We start from the raw sequence: 16,778 nt of genomic DNA, 5'->3' as shown, positions 1-16,778 counted from the left end.
TTACGCGAGCATGGCGCCGTATCGGTGCCTGCGTTAGGCCACCGCCGGCTGGCTCCAGCGCGCGACGATCAGCCGGTAGGGGATGAGCGCGAAGATGGCGATCATCAGCTTCACCGTCAGGTCGCCCAGCGCCCAGGAGACCCAGCGAGGCGCTTCGGTCGACAGCATGCCGAGAAGCGGTGCTGCTTCGACCGCAAAGGCGTCTTCCGGGCCAATGAAGGCGAAGGCGGCCGAGAAGGCGATGCCGAAGAAGATCGCCGTGTCGAACACCGAGCCGACGAGCGTGCCGAAGATCGGCGCGCGCCACCAGCTCTGCCGGCGCAGCCAGTTGAACACGGTGACGTCGAGCAGCTGGGCGGTCAGGAAGGCGGCACCCGAGGCGACCGCAATGCGCGCCAATCGGTCTGCTGCGGTGTCGAATGGAATGAGGCCGTAGCGGAACAGCAGCGGCGGCGCGACAATCGAGCAGACGACCGCCGTCATGAAGCCGACAAAGACGATTCGCCGCGCCATCTTCGGCCCGTAGCGGCGATTGGCGAGGTCGGTGACCAAAAAGGAGAAGGGGTAGGTGAAAGCGCCCCAGGTCAGGACATCGGCAAGCGCCAGAGATCCGACCTGCCCCTGCATCGGGAACTGGACGAGGATGTTGGAAGCCACCACGACAAGCGCCATGGCCGCCACAAAAGGCAGATAACGTGAACCGGAGTTCATTTTTTTATCCTGGGTAATGGAACCAGCTTTACGGGCAGTGCCCGGGCGGATTGGGCGGAGCCTCTATCGTCCTTGCGGCCGTCAGAGGCTCCAGGCGGTCGTCCCCCGCCCCGATTCGACTAGATTAGGCTGCGACCTGCTCGGCGGTCTTCTTGGCGATCTGCTTCTTGAGCAGACGAGCACGCTGCGACAGCTCTTCAGCGTCGGCCTTGGTCAGGAAGGCGTCGAGGCCACCGCGATGCTCGACCGTACGCAGAGCGTTGGCCGAAATGCGCAGGCGCACGTTCTGGTTCAGCGTCTCGGAGATGAGCGTGACGTTGACCAGGTTCGGCAGGAAGCGACGACGGGTCTTGTTGTTGGCGTGGCTCACATTGTTGCCGGTCATGACGGCTTTGCCGGTGAGTTCGCAAGCGCGGGACATGTTACTTACCTTCAGTTCTGGCGGACCAAGCGACGAAAACGCACCAATTAAGCGATGGCGCGCGGTCTCAGTCAGGCGGCCTCATGGAAAAAGTTGGCGTTCCATAGGTGTATTTGGCTGGCACGTCAAGCGTCCCGGTCGTTTCCAGGCGTTGTCCCCAACTCCACAGAATGGCCGGATTTGCTTCTATAACCGATTGCAAGGGATGCGAACAGCCGGAAGCCAGCTTCCGCTGACGAAGAGGTGTTGCTAGCAATGCTCCGCTCTAGACCGGCCCTGTTCGCATTGGCCATCGCTCTTCTGCCGTCGCAGGCTCCTGCCGCCAACAAATCCTTTCGTGGCGACTATTCGCTGTCTTTCCTGGGCATTCCTGTTGCCAAGGCAAGTTTCGAAAGCAGCTATGACGGCAATTCCTATGCGGTGAACGGCACCGTAACCAGTGCCGGGCTGGCCGCCTTCTTCGACGACACGCGCGGCACGATCTCGACGCGCGGCAGCCTGGGTGACGGTCGCCTGCAACCGCGCGCCTTCCGCGCCGACTATGTCTCCGGCAAAAAGGCGTCGCTGGTCGATATCCAATTTTCCGGCGACCGCGTCACCAGCAGTGAGGTCGTGCCGGCGCCCAAGAAGCGTGGCAAGACCTGGATCCCGCTGGGCGCCGGCGATCTTCGCGGCGTCGCCGATCCGATCGCCGCCACCATCATCCGGGCGCCCAGCCTCGACAAGGTCTGTGGCCGCACGGTGAAGATGTATGATGGCGAGTTGCGCGCCGATCTGAAGCTCACGGCCGTCTCGACACGCGAAATGTCGGTTCCTGGCTTCAAGGGCCAGACAGTCACCTGCCGCATGGCCTTCCAGCCGGTGTCGGGTTATCGCACAGACAAGCGCGCGCTGACCTATCTCAGGGACCGCAGCCGTATCATGGTGACGTTTGCGCCGGTTGGCGAAACCGGGGTATACGCGCCTATTCACGCCACCATCAGTACCGAGATCGGAACGATCACTGTCAGGGCCAGGCGTTTCGAAGCGGTCAATTAGGGCGCGTTGCGCCGGGAGGGGTGCGTGGGGCGGGCGACTTTGATCGGGTTTTCGGCGGTTGCCATGTGGGCGCTGCTGGCGCTGCTCACCGACGCGTCGGGCTCGGTGCCGCCGTTCCTGATGTCGGCCATCACTTTCGCCATCGGCACCTGTGTCGGGCTGGTTGCCCGACTGTTCATGCCCAAGCCCGACAAGCCCGCAAAAATCCCGCCACAGGTCTGGGTCATCGGCATCGCCGGCCTGTTTGGCTACCATTTTTTCTATTTCACCGCTCTGCGTAATGCTCCGGCGGTCGAGGCCAGCCTGATCGCCTATCTCTGGCCGCTGTTCATCGTGCTGGGCTCCGCCCTGATGCCGGGCGAGCGGCTGCGCTGGAACCACATCGCAGGTGCGTTGCTGGGTCTTGCCGGCACCTTCCTGATCGTTACCAAGGGCGGCGGGCTGGCTTTCGATCCGCGTTATGCATTCGGCTACGCCATGGCCTTCGTCTGCGCCTTCTTGTGGTCGGGCTATTCGCTTTTGTCGCGCCGGTTTCCATCGGTGCCGACGTCAATCGTCACTTGGTTCTGCCTGGCGACGTCGATTCTCTCGCTCGTTTGCCATCTGGCGCTCGAACAGACCGTGCTGCCGGCAAACACCGGCCAATGGCTCGCCGTGCTCGGCCTTGGGCTGATGCCGGTGGGTGCGGCCTTTTATGCCTGGGACATCGGCGTCAAGCGCGGCAACATCCAGGTGCTGGGGGCAGCGAGCTATGCCGCACCGCTGCTGTCGACACTGGTGCTGATCGTTGCCGGTTTTGCCGAACCGAGCCTGCGCATCCTCGCGGCCTGCGTGCTCATCACTGGCGGGGCTGTGCTTGCAGCAAAGTCGCTGATCTTTGGCGAGCGCAACGACAAAAATCCGGCCACCGATGGGGCAGGGGCTTAAGACTGCTTCGGTTCCCAGCCCGGTTCTGCCAGTTCGAACCGGTCGAATTCGAAGCCGGGCGACACCGTGCAGCCGACTAGCGTCCAGTCGCCCAGGCTGCGCGCTGTCTGCCACCAGCCTGCGGGAACCACGCATTGCGGCTGCTCGCCCGCTGCGAGATTGACGCCGAGCGTGTAGGCGATGACGCCGCCACCTTCCTGGTGCAGCTTGAGTTCGATCGGGGCGCCGGCATGGAAGTGCCAGACTTCTGAGGCGTCCCTGACGCGGTGCCAGTGCGACACGTCGCTATGCTCGAGCAGGAAGTAGATCGCCGTCGAGTTGCCGCGGGCGCCGTGCGGGCCGCCATAGGGGTTGTCGCGAAAGGTCTCTGTGTACCAGCCGCCTTCGGGGTGGCGGCGCATTCCGAGCATGGCAATGATTTCAGCAGCGTACATGTCAGAAATTATCCTTGCGCTTGCGGATTTCGGCGAACACTTCGGTATCGGTGGCCTTTTCCATGCCAAGATGCTTCCTGATGTCAGGGTCCGCCCAGCGCAGGAACGGGTTGGTGGCCAGCTCCTCGCCGATCGTGGTCGGCAGCGTTGGCTTGCCTTCCGCCCGGAGTGCTTCGATCTTTTCGGTGCGGGCGCGCAAGGCCGCGTTGTCAGGATCGATGGTCAGCGCAAAGCGCGCATTGGACAGGGTGTATTCGTGCCCGCAATAGATCGCCGTCTCAGCGGGCAGGGCAGCGAGTTTCTTCAGCGATTCGAACATCACCGGTGCCGGGCGCTCGAACAGCCGGCCGCAACCAAGCGCAAACAGCGTGTCGGCGGTGAACGCGACCTTCGATTTCGGCAGGTGGTAGCAGACATGTCCGGCGGTGTGGCCGGGCGTCGAAATCACCTCGATGGACTCGTTGCCGAAGGGGATCACCGAGCCTTCCTCGACGGTGTCGTCGATGCCGGGGATCTTGTCGCGTTCGGCTTCAGGCCCGACGATGCGCAGCTTGAAACGCTGCTTGAGCGCCAGATTGGCCTCGACGTGGTCGGTATGGTGGTGCGTCGTCAGGATCATCGACGGCGTCCAGCCGCTATGTTCGATGGCCGACAGGATCGGCGCTTCCTCGGGAGCATCGATGATGGCCGTCTCGCCGGTTTCGCGGTCGTGCAGCAGCGCGCCGAAATTGTCGGTGCGGCACATGAAAAGCTTGATCTCGACTGGCATCGCAGAACTCCATTCCGTCACAGGACGATACGGCGCGCTTTGTTCGCTGTCACCTCAGTTGGCCTCAGTCGTTGAAGTCGTCGTTGCGGGCGTCTACCTTCAAGCCATGAATTCCGACATCGTCGACCTTCGCTCGTTTTATTCGACACCGCTGGGCCGCCTGGCCGAGCATTCGATCGCCATGGGGCTGTCGTCGGTGTGGGCCGGCCTGCCCAAGGAGCGGCTGGTCGGCCTTGGCTATGCCCTGCCTTGGCTCGACCGCTTCGGGTCTGACGCCGAGCGGGTCTTTGCCTTCATGCCGGCGACGCAAGGTGCGGTCGTGTGGCCGATGCAAGGGCCCTCGGCGACAGCTCTTGTCTTCGACGAGGAGTTGCCGCTTGTCGATTCCTCCATCGACCGGGTGCTGCTTGTCCATTCGCTCGAACATGCCGAGAGCCCCCGCGAGACGCTGAAGGAGATCTGGCGCGTGCTTTCGCCCGCCGGGCGCATCGTCATCGTCGTGCCCAACCGGCGGGGTGTATGGGCGCGTTTCGAACACACGCCGTTCGGCACCGGCAGGCCATTTTCGAGCGGCCAGCTCAACGAGTTGCTGCGTGAGGCCAATTTCACCGTCTCGGCATGGTCGGACGCGCTGCATTTTCCCCCGTCGCGGCGCAAATGGATGATGCGCTTTGACCATCTGTTCGAGCGTGCAGGTCGACGCCTGTGGCCGATCTTCTCCGGCGTTATCGTGGTCGAGGCGCAAAAGCGCGTCTACCAGGGCATACCGGTGGCGCAGCGCGCCTCGCGCCGCGTCTTCATGCCGGTACTCACGCCAAGCGGTGCCACGCGCGGGTTTCCAGCGTTGCGGCGTGACGATGAACGCGGTGTTTGAGAAACACGTCGCGAAGGGGTGAAACGTCGCCAGACAGGCGGATCTATTCCGATCCGTGTTTCCCGGAACTCGGGAGGTAGCAGGTTTTCGGCGCGATTGCGGGAAGGGCTGTATCGGAATATCGTCGTTGGCTAATGTATTCTGCGCAAGAGGCTTTCTTTCTATTGAAAGGTTGTTGTCATGCAGGGGGATTCCGTTGGGCGCCTGCTGCGCCAGGCCGCCGAACACGCCATACGATACAGGACAGGACTGGCATCGAGGCCGCAGCGTCCGCTGCATGGCTATCCGGACGCGCTGACGGCCTTCGATGGACCGCTGCCGGAAATGGGAGACACCTCAGACACGGTGATCGATGACTTGGCAGCACGGGCTGAGCCGGGGCTGAATGCCACGACAGGCTCTCGCTTCTTCGGCTGGGTCATTGGCGGTTCGCATGAGGTCGGCGTAGCGGCCGACTGGCTAACCAGCGCGTGGGGGCAGAACGCTGGCAATCACCATGCCATGCCCTCGGCCGCTGCAGCTGAAACGGTTGCCGCGCGCTGGCTGCTCGAATTGCTCGATTTGCCCCGCGAAAGCTCTGTTGGTTTCGTGACCGGAGCCACTGTCGCAAATTTTGTCTGCCTGGCCGCAGCGCGTGGTGAGGTGCTGCGGCGCGCGGGCTGGGACGTCGAGGCCAATGGGCTTTTCGGGGCGCCGCCGATTTCCGTGCTCATTGGCGACGACGCTCATACGACGGTCTTTTCGGCGCTGCAGTTCCTTGGACTCGGCCATGATCGGGTGATCCGCGTCGCCACCGACAGCCAGGGGCAGATCCTGGCCGATGATTTCGAACGACGGGCTGCGGAGGTGCGCGGGCCGGCCATCGTCATCCTTCAGGCCGGCCAGATCAATACTGGTGGCTTTGATGCTTTCGCAGACCTCGTACCGAGCGCTCGCCGGATCGGCGCATGGGTTCATGTCGATGGCGCCTTTGGCTGCTGGGCGCGGGCTTCCACTTTGTTGCGCCATTTTACCGAAGGCCTCGATGCCTGCGATTCTTGGGCGACGGACGGTCACAAATGGCTTCAGACGCCATATGACTGTGGCTACGCGATCGTGCGCGACAGCGAGGCGCAACGCCGCGCCATGACGATCGCGGCGAGCTATCTTCCTTCAGCCGTGGAAGGCGAGCGCGACCCCAGCCATTTCGTCCCCGAGCTGTCGCGGCGGGCGCGGGGCTTCGCTACCTGGGCGATCATCCGCCATCTCGGTCGCCAGGGAATTGCCGCAATGGTCGAGCGGCATTGCCGTGTGGCCCAGCTGATAGCCGACCAGCTTCGCAGCGAAAATGCCATCGCGGTGCTGAACGACGTCACGCTCAACCAGGTACTCGTGCGGTTTGGTGCCAACGAGCCCGCTGATCGTGGCGACGAGCTGACCAGGGCGACGATCGCCCGGATCCAACGAGACGGCACTGTCTTCGCCGGCGGTGCGAAATGGCGCGGTCGCGAGGTGATGCGTATTTCCGTCATCTCCTGGCTGACTGATGAAGCTGCGGGGAAGGCGGCGGCAGAGGCCATCGTTGCCAGCTGGCGGGCAGTTCAAAAAGGCTCCTAGCCCCGGTTCTATAGTACTTTTGGCGCCGATCACTTTCGGTTGTCCGGAGCCTTATTCCGTCTGCGGTCTTCAAATCTCCAACAACGCATCTTAAATGGCACCGGCAGGGACGCGATCCGCTTCCTCGACAACAACAGGGATTCTTCACCTGACCGACGTCATCCACCAAAAACGCGCTGTCCAGCACACGACAGGCAAGCGCGCGATGCTGATCGTCAATCCGCGCGCCCGCCGTGGTGGCGGGTCGATCGATGTCGCCAGGCAGGTGCTTGTCGATGCCGGGCTCGAGATCGAAGAGATGGCAACCAGCAAGGATGAGAACGCCTCCGAGCTGATCTCGCGCCATGCCGATCATTTCGACATAGCGATCGTCGGTGGCGGTGACGGAACGCTCAACAACGCGGCAGCCGGCCTTGCCCATACGGGTTTGACGCTTGGCGTCTTGCCGCTGGGCACCGCCAATGATTTCGCCCGAACCATGGGCATCTCGCCGGATCCGGTCAAAGCCGCCGAGATCATCGCTGCCGGTCACCAGACCACCGTCGATCTCGGCGAGGTCAACGGCCATCTGTTCTTCAATGTCGCCAGCATAGGTTTCAGTGCCGAACTGGCGGGCGAGCTTACCGAACACGCCAAGAAGCGCTGGGGCACACTCGGCTACGGCATCGTTGCAGCACGGCTTTTGATGCGCTCGCGCCTCTTCACGGCCTATGTCGATCACGATGGCACGACCGAAGAAATCCACACCATGCAGGTCTCCGTCGGCAATGGCCGCCACTATGGCGGCGGCATGACTGTCGAGGAGACAGCCACGGCCGATGATGGCTGGCTCGATTTCTACAGCCTGGAGGTCGATCACTGGTGGCGGCTGCTTCGGCTGTTGCCCAGCCTGCGCAAGGGCACGCAAGGTCAGTGGGACGACGTCCGCGCCTTCAAGACCACCGAAGTGACCATCCGCACCAAGCGGCCGCGTCCGGTCAACACCGATGGCGAACTGGTGACCTGGACGCCGGCGCATTTCCGCATTCGGCCGAAGTCGGTGCGCGTGTTCGCGCCGAAAGCCTGACACTACGCCTGGCCGTTTGGCCGCGACTTCGATCACGACCTTGTTCCGCGAACGTGGCAATACGTAGCCGTCGTTGAATGGCACAATGGACGCCTCGATTCGAGCGAAGCGGGCCAGTCGGAGCAAGCGCATGCCAGGCCAATCCTTTACCCAAACCAATCGCGAGCCTTTGGCGCCTGATTTCGACGGCGGGTTTTTAAGTCACCTGAAGATGGCACGGCAGGCGCTGGCTTCTTCGCCGGTGCGCAAGACGCTGACCTGGCTCTGCCTTTCGATCTTCGCCATCATTGTCGCCACCTCGGCTGGGCAGATCATTCTCAACCGCTGGAACAAGCCGTTCTACGACGCGTTGGAAAGGCGCGATCTGACCGCCTTCCTGGACCAGTTGATGGTCTTTGCGGTGATCGCAACCTGCCTTCTGGTGCTGAACGTCGGCCAGCAATGGCTCAACCAGATGATCAGGCTCAAGCTGCGCGAGGGCCTGACACTCGACCTGATCACCGAGTGGCTGCGTCCCGGACGCGCCTTCCGCCTTGCCAATGCGGGGGCCGTCGGGGTCAATCCGGACCAGCGCATGCAGCAGGATGCCGGCCACCTTGCCGACCTCACGACCGACCTTGGCATCGGCCTGTTGCAGGCCTCGATCCTTCTGGTCTCCTTCGTCGGCGTTTTGTGGAGCCTGTCATCAGGTTTCGTCTTTCATGTCGGGGGAAGCTCGTTCAGCATTCCCGGCTACATGGTCTGGGCCGCCATCATCTATGCCGGCTCAGCCTCTTTCCTGAGCTGGCTCGTCGGCCGGCCGCTGATCACCCAGAACTCCGATCGCTATTCGCGCGAGGCGGAGCTGCGTTTTTCCATGGTCCGCATCAACCAGAATATCGATGCGATATCGCTGGCCCGCGGCGAAGCCGATGAAAAGCGGCGGCTGGAGCTGGACCTCGCAAGTGTCCTGACAGCGCTGCGGCGCATCTTCACCACCCAGATCGCCCTTGCCTGGGTGACCGACGGCTATGGCTGGTTCACCGTTGTCGCGCCCATTCTGGTGGCGGCACCGGTCTATTTTGCTGGCGACATCAGCTTCGGTGGGCTGATGATGGCGGTCAGCGCCTTCAACCAGGTACACGCCTCGCTGCGCTGGTTCATCAACAATGTCGGTGCCATCGCCGACTGGCGGGCAACCTTGATGCGCGTCGGCGTGATCCGCAGCGTGTTGGTGGCCGCTGACGTGCTGCATGACAAGGAGGATCGCATCGACTTGGGCGAAAGCCGTGACGGCAGCCTCGCCTTCGATAACCTCGAAATCATTTCGCCGAGCGGCTGCACCAGGCTTTCGGAGCCGCATCTCAGGGTCAAGCCAGGCGAGCGCGTGCTCGTCGTTGGCGAAGCGGGTGCCGGCAAGACCTTACTGTTTCGTGCCCTGGCGGGACTATGGCCCTGGGGGAAGGGCCGCATCGAGCTTCCGGGGGGCAAGCAGGTCGCCTTCCTGCCGCGCTCGTCCTACGTGCCGCCCGGCACGCTGCGTGATGTGTTGTGCTATCCCTCCGCCGACCGGACATTTACCGAGGCAGAATTCACAGCGGCACTCCGCGCCGTCGGGCTGGAGCGCCTGACGGGGTCGCTCGACCGCGTCGCATCGTGGAGCGAGGAGTTGAACACCGATGAGTTGCGGCTTGTCGCTTTCGCACGGCTCAGCCTGCATCGACCCGACTGGGTGATCATCGACGAGGCCTTCGATACGATCGATGCCGCAGCGCACGAGCGCGTAAGAGCCATGTTCGAAGGCGAATTGGCCAATACCGGCGTCGTCTATTTCGGTCCGGCTCGGCAGAGTGGCAGCCTGTTCGACAGGACCGTCCATCTCGCCAAGGACAAGCGCGGGCCAGCCCTCAAGAAGATCCGCCTCGAAGGGAAGGCCCGGGCCGCGGCCGATGCTTGACGCGGCCCAGACCATGGCATTTAGGTTGCCGACGCTTCCGGACAGTCTTCGGAAGTTCTGGTTGTCTTGCTCGGCCCAAAGATCGCGAAGCTGATCGCAGCCAGGATCCAGACGCCGATGCCGCCATACAGTGCCACCCAGCCAAAGCCGTTGACCAGTGCTGCGTGAGCGACGGACGCAGGCACGTCCAGGGCGTATTGCGCGCTTCTTTCTGGCGAAACGGCGCCGCCGGCAGCGATGCGCTCCGCTAGCGACCGCAGCTGCGCGGCGTCGGACACTTCGGGAAGCGCGTCCCTCAACGTAGAAAGAATGCCTTCGACAAGGACAAAACCCATCACCGCGATATTCACCGCGAGGCTGATCAGCCGCGCGCTGGCGTCGATGCCCGAGGCCATGCCGGCGCGGCTTGCCGGCACAGACCCGGTCGTCATGTTGGTGGCTGGCGTGGTCGTCAGGCCAAGTCCGATGCCTGAGATCAAGGCGCCGGCCAGAACCGTCGGGCCGCTTGCCTGCTCAAGGCCACTGCCGAACCACATCGCGATGAAGCCGAGCCCGATGGCGAACAGGCCGAGCGGGATGATGGTGCGTGCATTGGTGCGCAGCAGCAGATATTGGGCGATCGGCGGCATCACTAGGAAGGGCACCGTATAGGCAAGCAGCGCCAGCCCGGTTGTCGTGCTGTCATAGCCAAGACCTACGGTGAAATAGATCGGCAGATAGATCATCAGCGGCCAGTAGCTGAAGTTCATGCCGATGCAGCCGATGATGGCGCCTGAAAAATCGCGGATCCTGAACACCGAGAAGTCGAACATCGGGTGAGCATGAAAGCGCTCGACCAGGATGAAGGCGACGGAGCCGATGATGGTGGCTGCGGCAATGGCGAGGGCCGTCGGGCTGAGGAAGCCGAGGTCGGCACCTTGGGTGATGTAAAAAGTCAGTCCGAAGACCGCAGCACTCAGGGTGACGATGCCGAGGATATCAAGCTTCTTCGCCTGCGGGTCGCTCGATTCCTCAACGCCGGCATAGGTCAGCGCCAGGCACAGCACGGCTAGCGGCGCGTGGACCAGGAACACCCATTCCCAAGTGGACAGAGCGACGATCAAACCACCTATGATCGGTCCAAAACCCAGACCGATGCCGGTGACCACGCCCCATATGGCAAAGGCCTTGCCGCGCGCCTTCGCGTCCTGAAACTGATGCGACAGAATGGCGATGGAGCAGATGAACAGCGCTCCGCCGGCCATGCCTTGCAGAAACCGGCCGACGATCAGCACCTGCGTGTTCGGCGCAAGTCCGCAGATCAGCGACGTGATGCCAAAGGCGCCGGCGGTGATGGCAAAGACGCGCTTGCGCCCGAAGCGGTCGGCAAGTGTTCCCGTCGCCATCAGCACCGTCGTGCAGGCGATGGTGTAGGCGTTCATGATCCACTGCATGTCCTTGAAATCGGCATGCAGTACGTGTTCGAGCGTCGGCAGGATCACCGGCACGCTGGAGATCTCAAGTCCGAACATCAACGCGGCGAGGCAGATGGCGGCGAGCGCCAGGACGTTTCTGCTTGATTGGTTCATCTGGCACCTCTGGCTGCCGGCAGGAGCGATCGTCTTGCCGTCATGTTGCTTTGAGAGCCCCAGATAAGCGACGCTTGAACATAAAAAAATGCTATGCAATTCTATTTCAGTGATAACAAATCGGAATGGACGCGATGCTGTGGCTCGACCCAGAGGCGGTGCGGAACTTTGTCATGGTGGCGGAGCTGCAAAGTTTCACCCGAGCCGCCGATGCGATGGGCACGACGCAAGCGGCGGTCAGCGTCAAGCTCAAGCGGCTCGAGGAGCGGGTTGGCCGCAAGCTGATCGAACGCACGCCGCGCCGCGTGCGGCTGTCCGCCGAAGGCGCGATTTTCATCGATTCCGCGCGCGCCTTCCTGGTCGCGCATGACAATGCGGTTGCCGGCCTGTCATGCGGTACGCGGCGTTTTGCGCTCGGCATCGCCGGACATGTTGCCGGGCCGGAGGTGACGACCTTGCTTGCGCGGCTCAACCAGCACGATCCGGCGCTGACGATAGAGGTTCAGGTCGACAATTCGAGCAACCTGCTCGACGCCTTCGATCGCGGCAAGCTGGATGCCGCGATTGTCAGGCGCGAGGATGACCGCCGCGATGGGGAGGTGCTGGGGCCCGAGCATTTCGGCTGGTTTGCGACCCCCGACTTCCATCATCGCCAGGGCGAGCCGATTCGCCTAGCTGCGCTGTCGCGGGCCTGCGGCGTCCGCGATCTCGCCACCCGCACGCTCGACGATGCCGGTATCCCTTGGGTCGAGGTGTTTCTCGGCGGTGGGTCGTCGGTGGTGACGGCCGCCGTTTCAGCCGGCCTTGCCACGGCCGTCTTCTCCAGCCGGCTTTCGCCGCCCGGCACAATCGAGATCAGCCGCAAGTTCGGCCTGCCTCAGGTGCCGTCATCGGAAATCGTTTTGCATTCGACGCTGACCGACCGCCGCTCGCGCGAAGCGCTGCGCATCCTGGCCTGCGCCTTCCGCGAGCACGGCGCGTCGGCGGGATAGAGCACCCTTGCCGGTAAAAAAAGTCCTGATGACCGCGCTCAGCTTCGAGCGCGGTCCTGAGTGAGCTGGCTACCGGTTTTTGCCGATGTTCTCCACATCGTACGCGGTGGTCTGGTAGACTCGGTTGATCCAGTTGCCGAAGAGCAGGTGGGCATGCGAGCGCCAGCGGTTGAGCGGCCGGCGTTGCGGGTCGTCATCGGGGTAATATTCGTGCGGCACCGCGATGGTCACGCCTGCAGCCACATCGCGGTCGTACTCTTCCTTGAGCGAGGTCGAGTCGTATTCGATGTGGTTGAACATGTAGAGCCGGTTGCCGGCTTCTTCGGCCAGCAGACTCGGGCCGGTCTCTTCCGATTCCATCAGCAGTTCCAGACCGGAGCCCTCGGGAATGTCTTGGGCACGGACCTCCGTCCAGCGTGACACCGGAATGGCGAAATCGTCCGAGAAACCGGCCAAATAGGGGGAGGCAGGCGCGTTGTTGTTGTGACGGAAGACGCCGAAGGCCTTTTCCTCCAGCGTGTGTTTCGGAACGCGGTGGAAATGCCATGCGGCCGCCATCGCGCCCCAGCAGATGAAGAACGGCGAATGGACGTTGGTCGTCGTCCAATCCATGATCTGCTTGAGTTCGTCCCAGTAAGTCACCTCCTCGAAGGGCAGCAACTCCACCGGCGCGCCGGTGATGATGAAGCCGTCGAATTTGCGGTCCTTCACCTCTTCCCAGGTCTGGTAGAAGGCGATGAGATGGTCTTCGGACGTGTTCCTGGCCTTGTGGGTACCGATACGCACCAGCGTCAGCTCCACCTGCAGCGGGCTGGCACCGATCAGGCGGGCGATCTGCGTCTCCGTCCGCACCTTGTTGGGCATGAGGTTGAGCAGGCCGATCTGCAGCGGGCGGATGTCCTGGCGGAGCGCTGTCTGCTCGTCCATGACGGAGACGCCCTCTTTCACCAGCACTTCGCGGGCGGGGAGCTGATCAGGGATCTTGATTGGCACTGTGCGAACTCCAAAAAACAAAAACCGGCATTGCTGTCGCAAAGCCGGTTTACGGATCGCAAACGGCCCTTTAGCGACTTGTTTAACGTGGCTGCAAGCCGACCGGCCAAATCACCACGGATCCATCATTGCTATTACGCCCGGTCGCCGATTGCGTCAACTGCGACCCAAATGGGGCGCCAGAGCCGCCACAATAGCCGGTTTTCCTCGACATTATGTGCCTCGGGCGGTATTCCCGCTGCGACCTCCGCCCGGAGGCGCCAATCCAGGATTTTCGACATGAGCAAGGCACCTGAACAGATTCGCCCCGAACCCCGCGCGGGCATCATGGAAATCGCAGCCTATGTGCCCGGCAAGAGCACTGCGGGCGCAGGTGTGACCAAGGTGCATAAGCTCTCGTCGAACGAAAATCCGCTTGGTGCCTCGCCCCATGCGACCGAGGCTGTCCAGAAACTGGCGCATAAGATGGAGTATTATCCCGACGGGTCGTCGTCACGCCTGAGGCAGGCGATCGCGGCGACCCATGGGCTCAACCCGGCCAACATCCTGTGCTCCAACGGCTCGGACGAACTGATCGGCCTGCTTGCGCAGAGCTATCTCTCGCCGGGCGACGAGGCCGTGTACACAGAGCACGGCTTCATGGTCTACAAGATCTACACGCAGGCCGCTGGCGCGACCCCGGTCGTTGCCAAGGAGACTGGCGAGAAGGCCGACGTCGACAAGATCATCGCTGCGGTAACGCCCAAGACCAAGATCGTTTTCCTGGCCAATCCGAACAATCCCACCGGCACCTACCTGCCGTTCGAGGAAGTGCGCCGCCTGCATGCGGCGCTGCCCAGGAATGTGCTCCTGGTGCTCGACGGCGCATATGCCGAATATGTCCGCCGCAACGACTACGAGTCGGGCGTGGAACTGGTCGGGGGCAACGAGAACGTCGTCATGACGCGCACTTTCTCCAAGATCCATGGCCTCGGCGGCATGCGCATCGGCTGGATCTATGCGCCAGCGCACGTTATCGACGTGCTGGAGCGCATGCGCGGGCCGTTCAACGTCAATGCGGCGGCGATCGAGGCCGGCGTCGCGGCCATGGAAGACCGTAGCCATGTCGAGCGCACCGTGGCGCATAACGCCCAGTGGGCGGAATGGCTGGTCGCCGAGTTCGAAAAGCTTGGCCTTCGCGTCACGCCGAGCGTCGGCAACTTCCTGCTTATCCACTTCCCCGACGATGCCGGGCATGGCGCCGATTTGGCCGACGAATATCTCAGCGCGCGTGGCTATATCCTGCGCAGGGTCGCCGGCTACGGCTTCCCCAATGCGCTGCGCATGACCATCGGCACCGAAGAGGCCAATCGCGGCGTGATCGCCGCACTCACCGAATTTCTGAAAAGTTGAACCATGTCCGATCCCCTTTTTGAAAAGATCGCCCTCATCGGCATCGGCCTGATCGGCTCCTCGCTCGCCCGGGTCATCCGACGCGAGGGCCTGGCCCGCCACATCGCCATCTCGACGCGCAGTGCGCAAACGCTCGCGCGCGCCGAAGAACTCGGCCTCGGCGATAGCTACTCGACCGACGCCAAGCTTGCGGTCAAGGACGCCGACCTCATCATCGTTTCGGTGCCGGTCGGCTCGTCCGGCGCGGTTGCCCGCGACATCGCTTCGGCGCTCAAGCCGGGCGCTATCCTCACCGATGTCGGATCGACCAAGGCCTCGGTCATCGCGCAGATGCAACCCTACATTCCGGAAGGCGTCCATTTCATCCCCGGCCACCCGCTCGCCGGTACTGAAAAGTCAGGCCCAGACGCTGGTTTCGCCGACCTATTCGAAAACCGCTGGTGCATTTTCACGCCGCTGCCTGATACCGACCTGGTGGCATTGGAAAAGCTGTCGGAGTTCTGGCGCCGCTGCGGCTCCAACATCGACACGATGGACCCCGAACATCACGACATGACGCTCGCGATCGTGTCGCACCTGCCGCACATCATCGCCTACAACATCGTTGGAACCGCCGACGATCTCGAAGCGGTGACCAAGTCCGAAGTGATCAAGTATTCGGCATCCGGTTTCCGCGATTTCACCCGACTGGCGGCTTCCGATCCGACGATGTGGCGCGACGTGTGCCTGCACAACAAGGATGCGATCCTCGAAATGCTGGCACGTTTTTCGGAGGACTTGGCTTCGCTGCAGCGGGCGATCCGCTGGGGCGATGGCGACAAGCTGTTCGAGATGTTCACCCGCACCCGCGCCATCCGCCGTTCGATCATCGAGGCCGGCCAGGAAGTCGATGCGCCGAACTTCGGCCGTGAGGCGATCGAGCATCCGGCGAAAAGTTAGGGGAATGGGGCAGTAGGGGAGTAGGGCAGTACGCTCAAGCGAAGCGCGCGCCACATACTGCCCTACTGCCTTAATCCCATACTCCCCTGCTACTTCACCGCCGGTATCATGCCTAGCGGAATGAAGCCGAGCGTGGCGCGGCCCTTGACGATGCGCAGGGGCAGGGTCGGCGCGTCTCCAAGCAAGGCAAGCCCGGAAAACACCGAACCTATCTGCTGGCGTTGCTCGGGGATAACGTCCGACAGGATGCGCGACAGGTCGCGCGGGTTCTGGATGATCACCTTCAGCTCGGCGTCGACCAGCCCGTCGGCATCGATCGACCATGGCCCGCTGAGTGCCACACCCGCACTGCCGCCTGATGTCAGCGTCATCGAACGGATCATGCCTGATTGACCGCGCAAGACAGGCTGCCTGCTCGTCACAAGGGCAACGCCATCGTTCAGCGTCGTGTCGGCGCTGCCGTCGAGCTTGGGCAGCGTGCGGCCATCGATCGCCTGCGGGTCGACCAAGAGCCCGGTGAAGGTTCCTGCAAGGTCGATGTTTGTGCCGTTCGGACGCAGGTGCGTCTGGGTTTCCTCGGCGGTGAACAGCGGTGTCTGTGGGCCGTCGCTGAACGCGGCCTGGCTGGTGAGCTTGCGCGTTTCCACCGAAATCCGCTCGGGCAAGGGATTGGCGATGCGGGCGCTGGCGTGCAGGAGGTCCCAGTTGAACTGAAGCTGGGGCAGGTCAGGCGCGGTGATGCGCAGTGGCCCGTCCAGCTCGATCACTGTGCGCGTCGGCTGGTAGATCTGGGCTGCGGTGCGCAGGCTGCCGGCGCTGGCGGAAATCCTGCGGGCGGAATCCTCATAGTCCAGCCTGTCGCAGAACAGTCCGATGCGGAACGGAAAGCCCTTGATCGTAGGGCTCGCGCACTCGACCGACACGCCATTTTTGCTCAAGCCGGCGATCGCGCTGCGGACCTGGTTTTCGGCCTTTCCGGCAAACCAGAACCAACCGGCGCTGTAGCCTCCGAACAAAAGCACGATGAAAAGTCCGAGCCACAGGAAGCGGCGGCTGTAGTTCGGTTTTGGTTCTTGGCTTGACGTCATGCTCGGGCTCTCGCTAGTGCATGACCCCGAAAAT

At 62.8% G+C, this 16,778-nt stretch carries 16 protein-coding genes and 1 riboswitch; of the genes, 9 read left to right on the top strand and 7 right to left on the bottom strand.

Annotation, left to right across the window (positions count from 1 at the left end):
• Positions 1–33 precede the first annotated feature (33 nt).
• Positions 34–711, bottom strand: coding sequence for a queuosine precursor transporter (locus AC1DLV_RS09705; RefSeq protein WP_476799333.1), 678 nt, complete (start codon positions 709–711; stop codon positions 34–36).
• Between the two features lie 124 nt (positions 712–835).
• A complete protein-coding gene (gene rpmB, locus AC1DLV_RS09700; protein WP_476782235.1) occupies positions 836–1,132 on the bottom strand; it encodes a 50S ribosomal protein L28 in 297 nt (98 codons plus the stop codon).
• Between the two features lie 255 nt (positions 1,133–1,387).
• On the opposite strand from rpmB, the gene AC1DLV_RS09695 reads away from it, so the two are divergent.
• Both AC1DLV_RS09695 and yddG read left to right on the top strand, forming a co-directional pair.
• Entirely contained in the window at positions 1,388–2,170 is a 783-nt protein-coding gene (locus AC1DLV_RS09695) for a DUF3108 domain-containing protein (RefSeq protein ID WP_476799332.1), read from the top strand.
• Between the two features lie 24 nt (positions 2,171–2,194).
• Positions 2,195–3,097, top strand: a complete 903-nt coding sequence (gene yddG, locus AC1DLV_RS09690; RefSeq protein ID WP_476799331.1) for an aromatic amino acid exporter YddG — start codon at positions 2,195–2,197, stop codon at positions 3,095–3,097.
• Here yddG and AC1DLV_RS09685 read toward each other — a convergent pair.
• A complete protein-coding gene (locus tag AC1DLV_RS09685) occupies positions 3,094–3,531 on the bottom strand; it encodes a cupin domain-containing protein (protein WP_476799330.1) in 438 nt (145 codons plus the stop codon). The genes yddG and AC1DLV_RS09685 overlap by 4 nt on opposite strands.
• Position 3,532: 1 nt before the next feature.
• On the bottom strand, positions 3,533–4,300 hold the full coding sequence (gene gloB, locus AC1DLV_RS09680; RefSeq protein ID WP_476799329.1) for a hydroxyacylglutathione hydrolase: 768 nt from the start codon (positions 4,298–4,300) through the stop codon (positions 3,533–3,535).
• A gap of 106 nt (positions 4,301–4,406) precedes the next feature.
• Here gloB and AC1DLV_RS09675 point away from each other — a divergent pair, with 106 nt between their 5' ends.
• From AC1DLV_RS09675 to AC1DLV_RS09660, 4 genes are all read left to right on the top strand, one after another.
• Positions 4,407–5,174, top strand: coding sequence for a class I SAM-dependent methyltransferase (locus AC1DLV_RS09675; protein WP_476799546.1), 768 nt, complete (start codon positions 4,407–4,409; stop codon positions 5,172–5,174).
• A 180-nt stretch (positions 5,175–5,354) separates the two neighbouring features.
• Positions 5,355–6,770, top strand: coding sequence for a pyridoxal phosphate-dependent decarboxylase family protein (locus tag AC1DLV_RS09670; RefSeq protein WP_476799328.1), 1,416 nt, complete (start codon positions 5,355–5,357; stop codon positions 6,768–6,770).
• 205 nt (positions 6,771–6,975) lie between these two features.
• Complete coding sequence (locus AC1DLV_RS09665; RefSeq protein WP_476799545.1) at positions 6,976–7,836, top strand: lipid kinase; 861 nt, start codon at positions 6,976–6,978, stop codon at positions 7,834–7,836.
• A 130-nt stretch (positions 7,837–7,966) separates the two neighbouring features.
• A complete protein-coding gene (locus AC1DLV_RS09660; protein ID WP_476799327.1) occupies positions 7,967–9,772 on the top strand; it encodes an ABC transporter ATP-binding protein/permease in 1,806 nt (601 codons plus the stop codon).
• Positions 9,773–9,792: 20 nt separating this feature from the next.
• Here the strand turns inward: AC1DLV_RS09660 and AC1DLV_RS09655 are convergent, their stop codons facing one another.
• On the bottom strand, positions 9,793–11,340 hold the full coding sequence (locus AC1DLV_RS09655; RefSeq protein WP_476799326.1) for an MFS transporter: 1,548 nt from the start codon (positions 11,338–11,340) through the stop codon (positions 9,793–9,795).
• A gap of 134 nt (positions 11,341–11,474) precedes the next feature.
• On the opposite strand from AC1DLV_RS09655, the gene AC1DLV_RS09650 reads away from it, so the two are divergent.
• Entirely contained in the window at positions 11,475–12,332 is an 858-nt protein-coding gene (locus AC1DLV_RS09650) for a LysR family transcriptional regulator (protein ID WP_476799544.1), read from the top strand.
• Between the two features lie 69 nt (positions 12,333–12,401).
• Here the strand turns inward: AC1DLV_RS09650 and metA are convergent, their stop codons facing one another.
• A complete protein-coding gene (metA, locus tag AC1DLV_RS09645; protein ID WP_476799325.1) occupies positions 12,402–13,325 on the bottom strand; it encodes a homoserine O-acetyltransferase MetA in 924 nt (307 codons plus the stop codon).
• Between the two features lie 50 nt (positions 13,326–13,375).
• Positions 13,376–13,453, bottom strand: a riboswitch (SAM riboswitch).
• Positions 13,454–13,604: 151 nt separating this feature from the next.
• Between metA and hisC the strand changes: the two genes are divergently transcribed.
• A complete protein-coding gene (gene hisC / locus AC1DLV_RS09640) occupies positions 13,605–14,717 on the top strand; it encodes a histidinol-phosphate transaminase (protein ID WP_476799324.1) in 1,113 nt (370 codons plus the stop codon).
• Between the two features lie 3 nt (positions 14,718–14,720).
• A complete protein-coding gene (locus tag AC1DLV_RS09635) occupies positions 14,721–15,656 on the top strand; it encodes a prephenate/arogenate dehydrogenase family protein (RefSeq protein WP_476799323.1) in 936 nt (311 codons plus the stop codon).
• Between the two features lie 89 nt (positions 15,657–15,745).
• Here the strand turns inward: AC1DLV_RS09635 and AC1DLV_RS09630 are convergent, their stop codons facing one another.
• Positions 15,746–16,744 carry a DUF2125 domain-containing protein gene (locus AC1DLV_RS09630; RefSeq protein ID WP_476799322.1) on the bottom strand — a complete coding sequence of 333 codons (999 nt, stop codon included), beginning with the start codon at positions 16,742–16,744 and terminating at the stop codon, positions 15,746–15,748.
• Positions 16,745–16,778: the final 34 nt, after the last annotated feature.

Source organism: Aminobacter sp. 01T433 (assembly GCF_056398585.1).
Note: the sequence above shows the minus strand (reverse complement) of the source record. Positions and strands in the feature narration are given on the sequence as shown.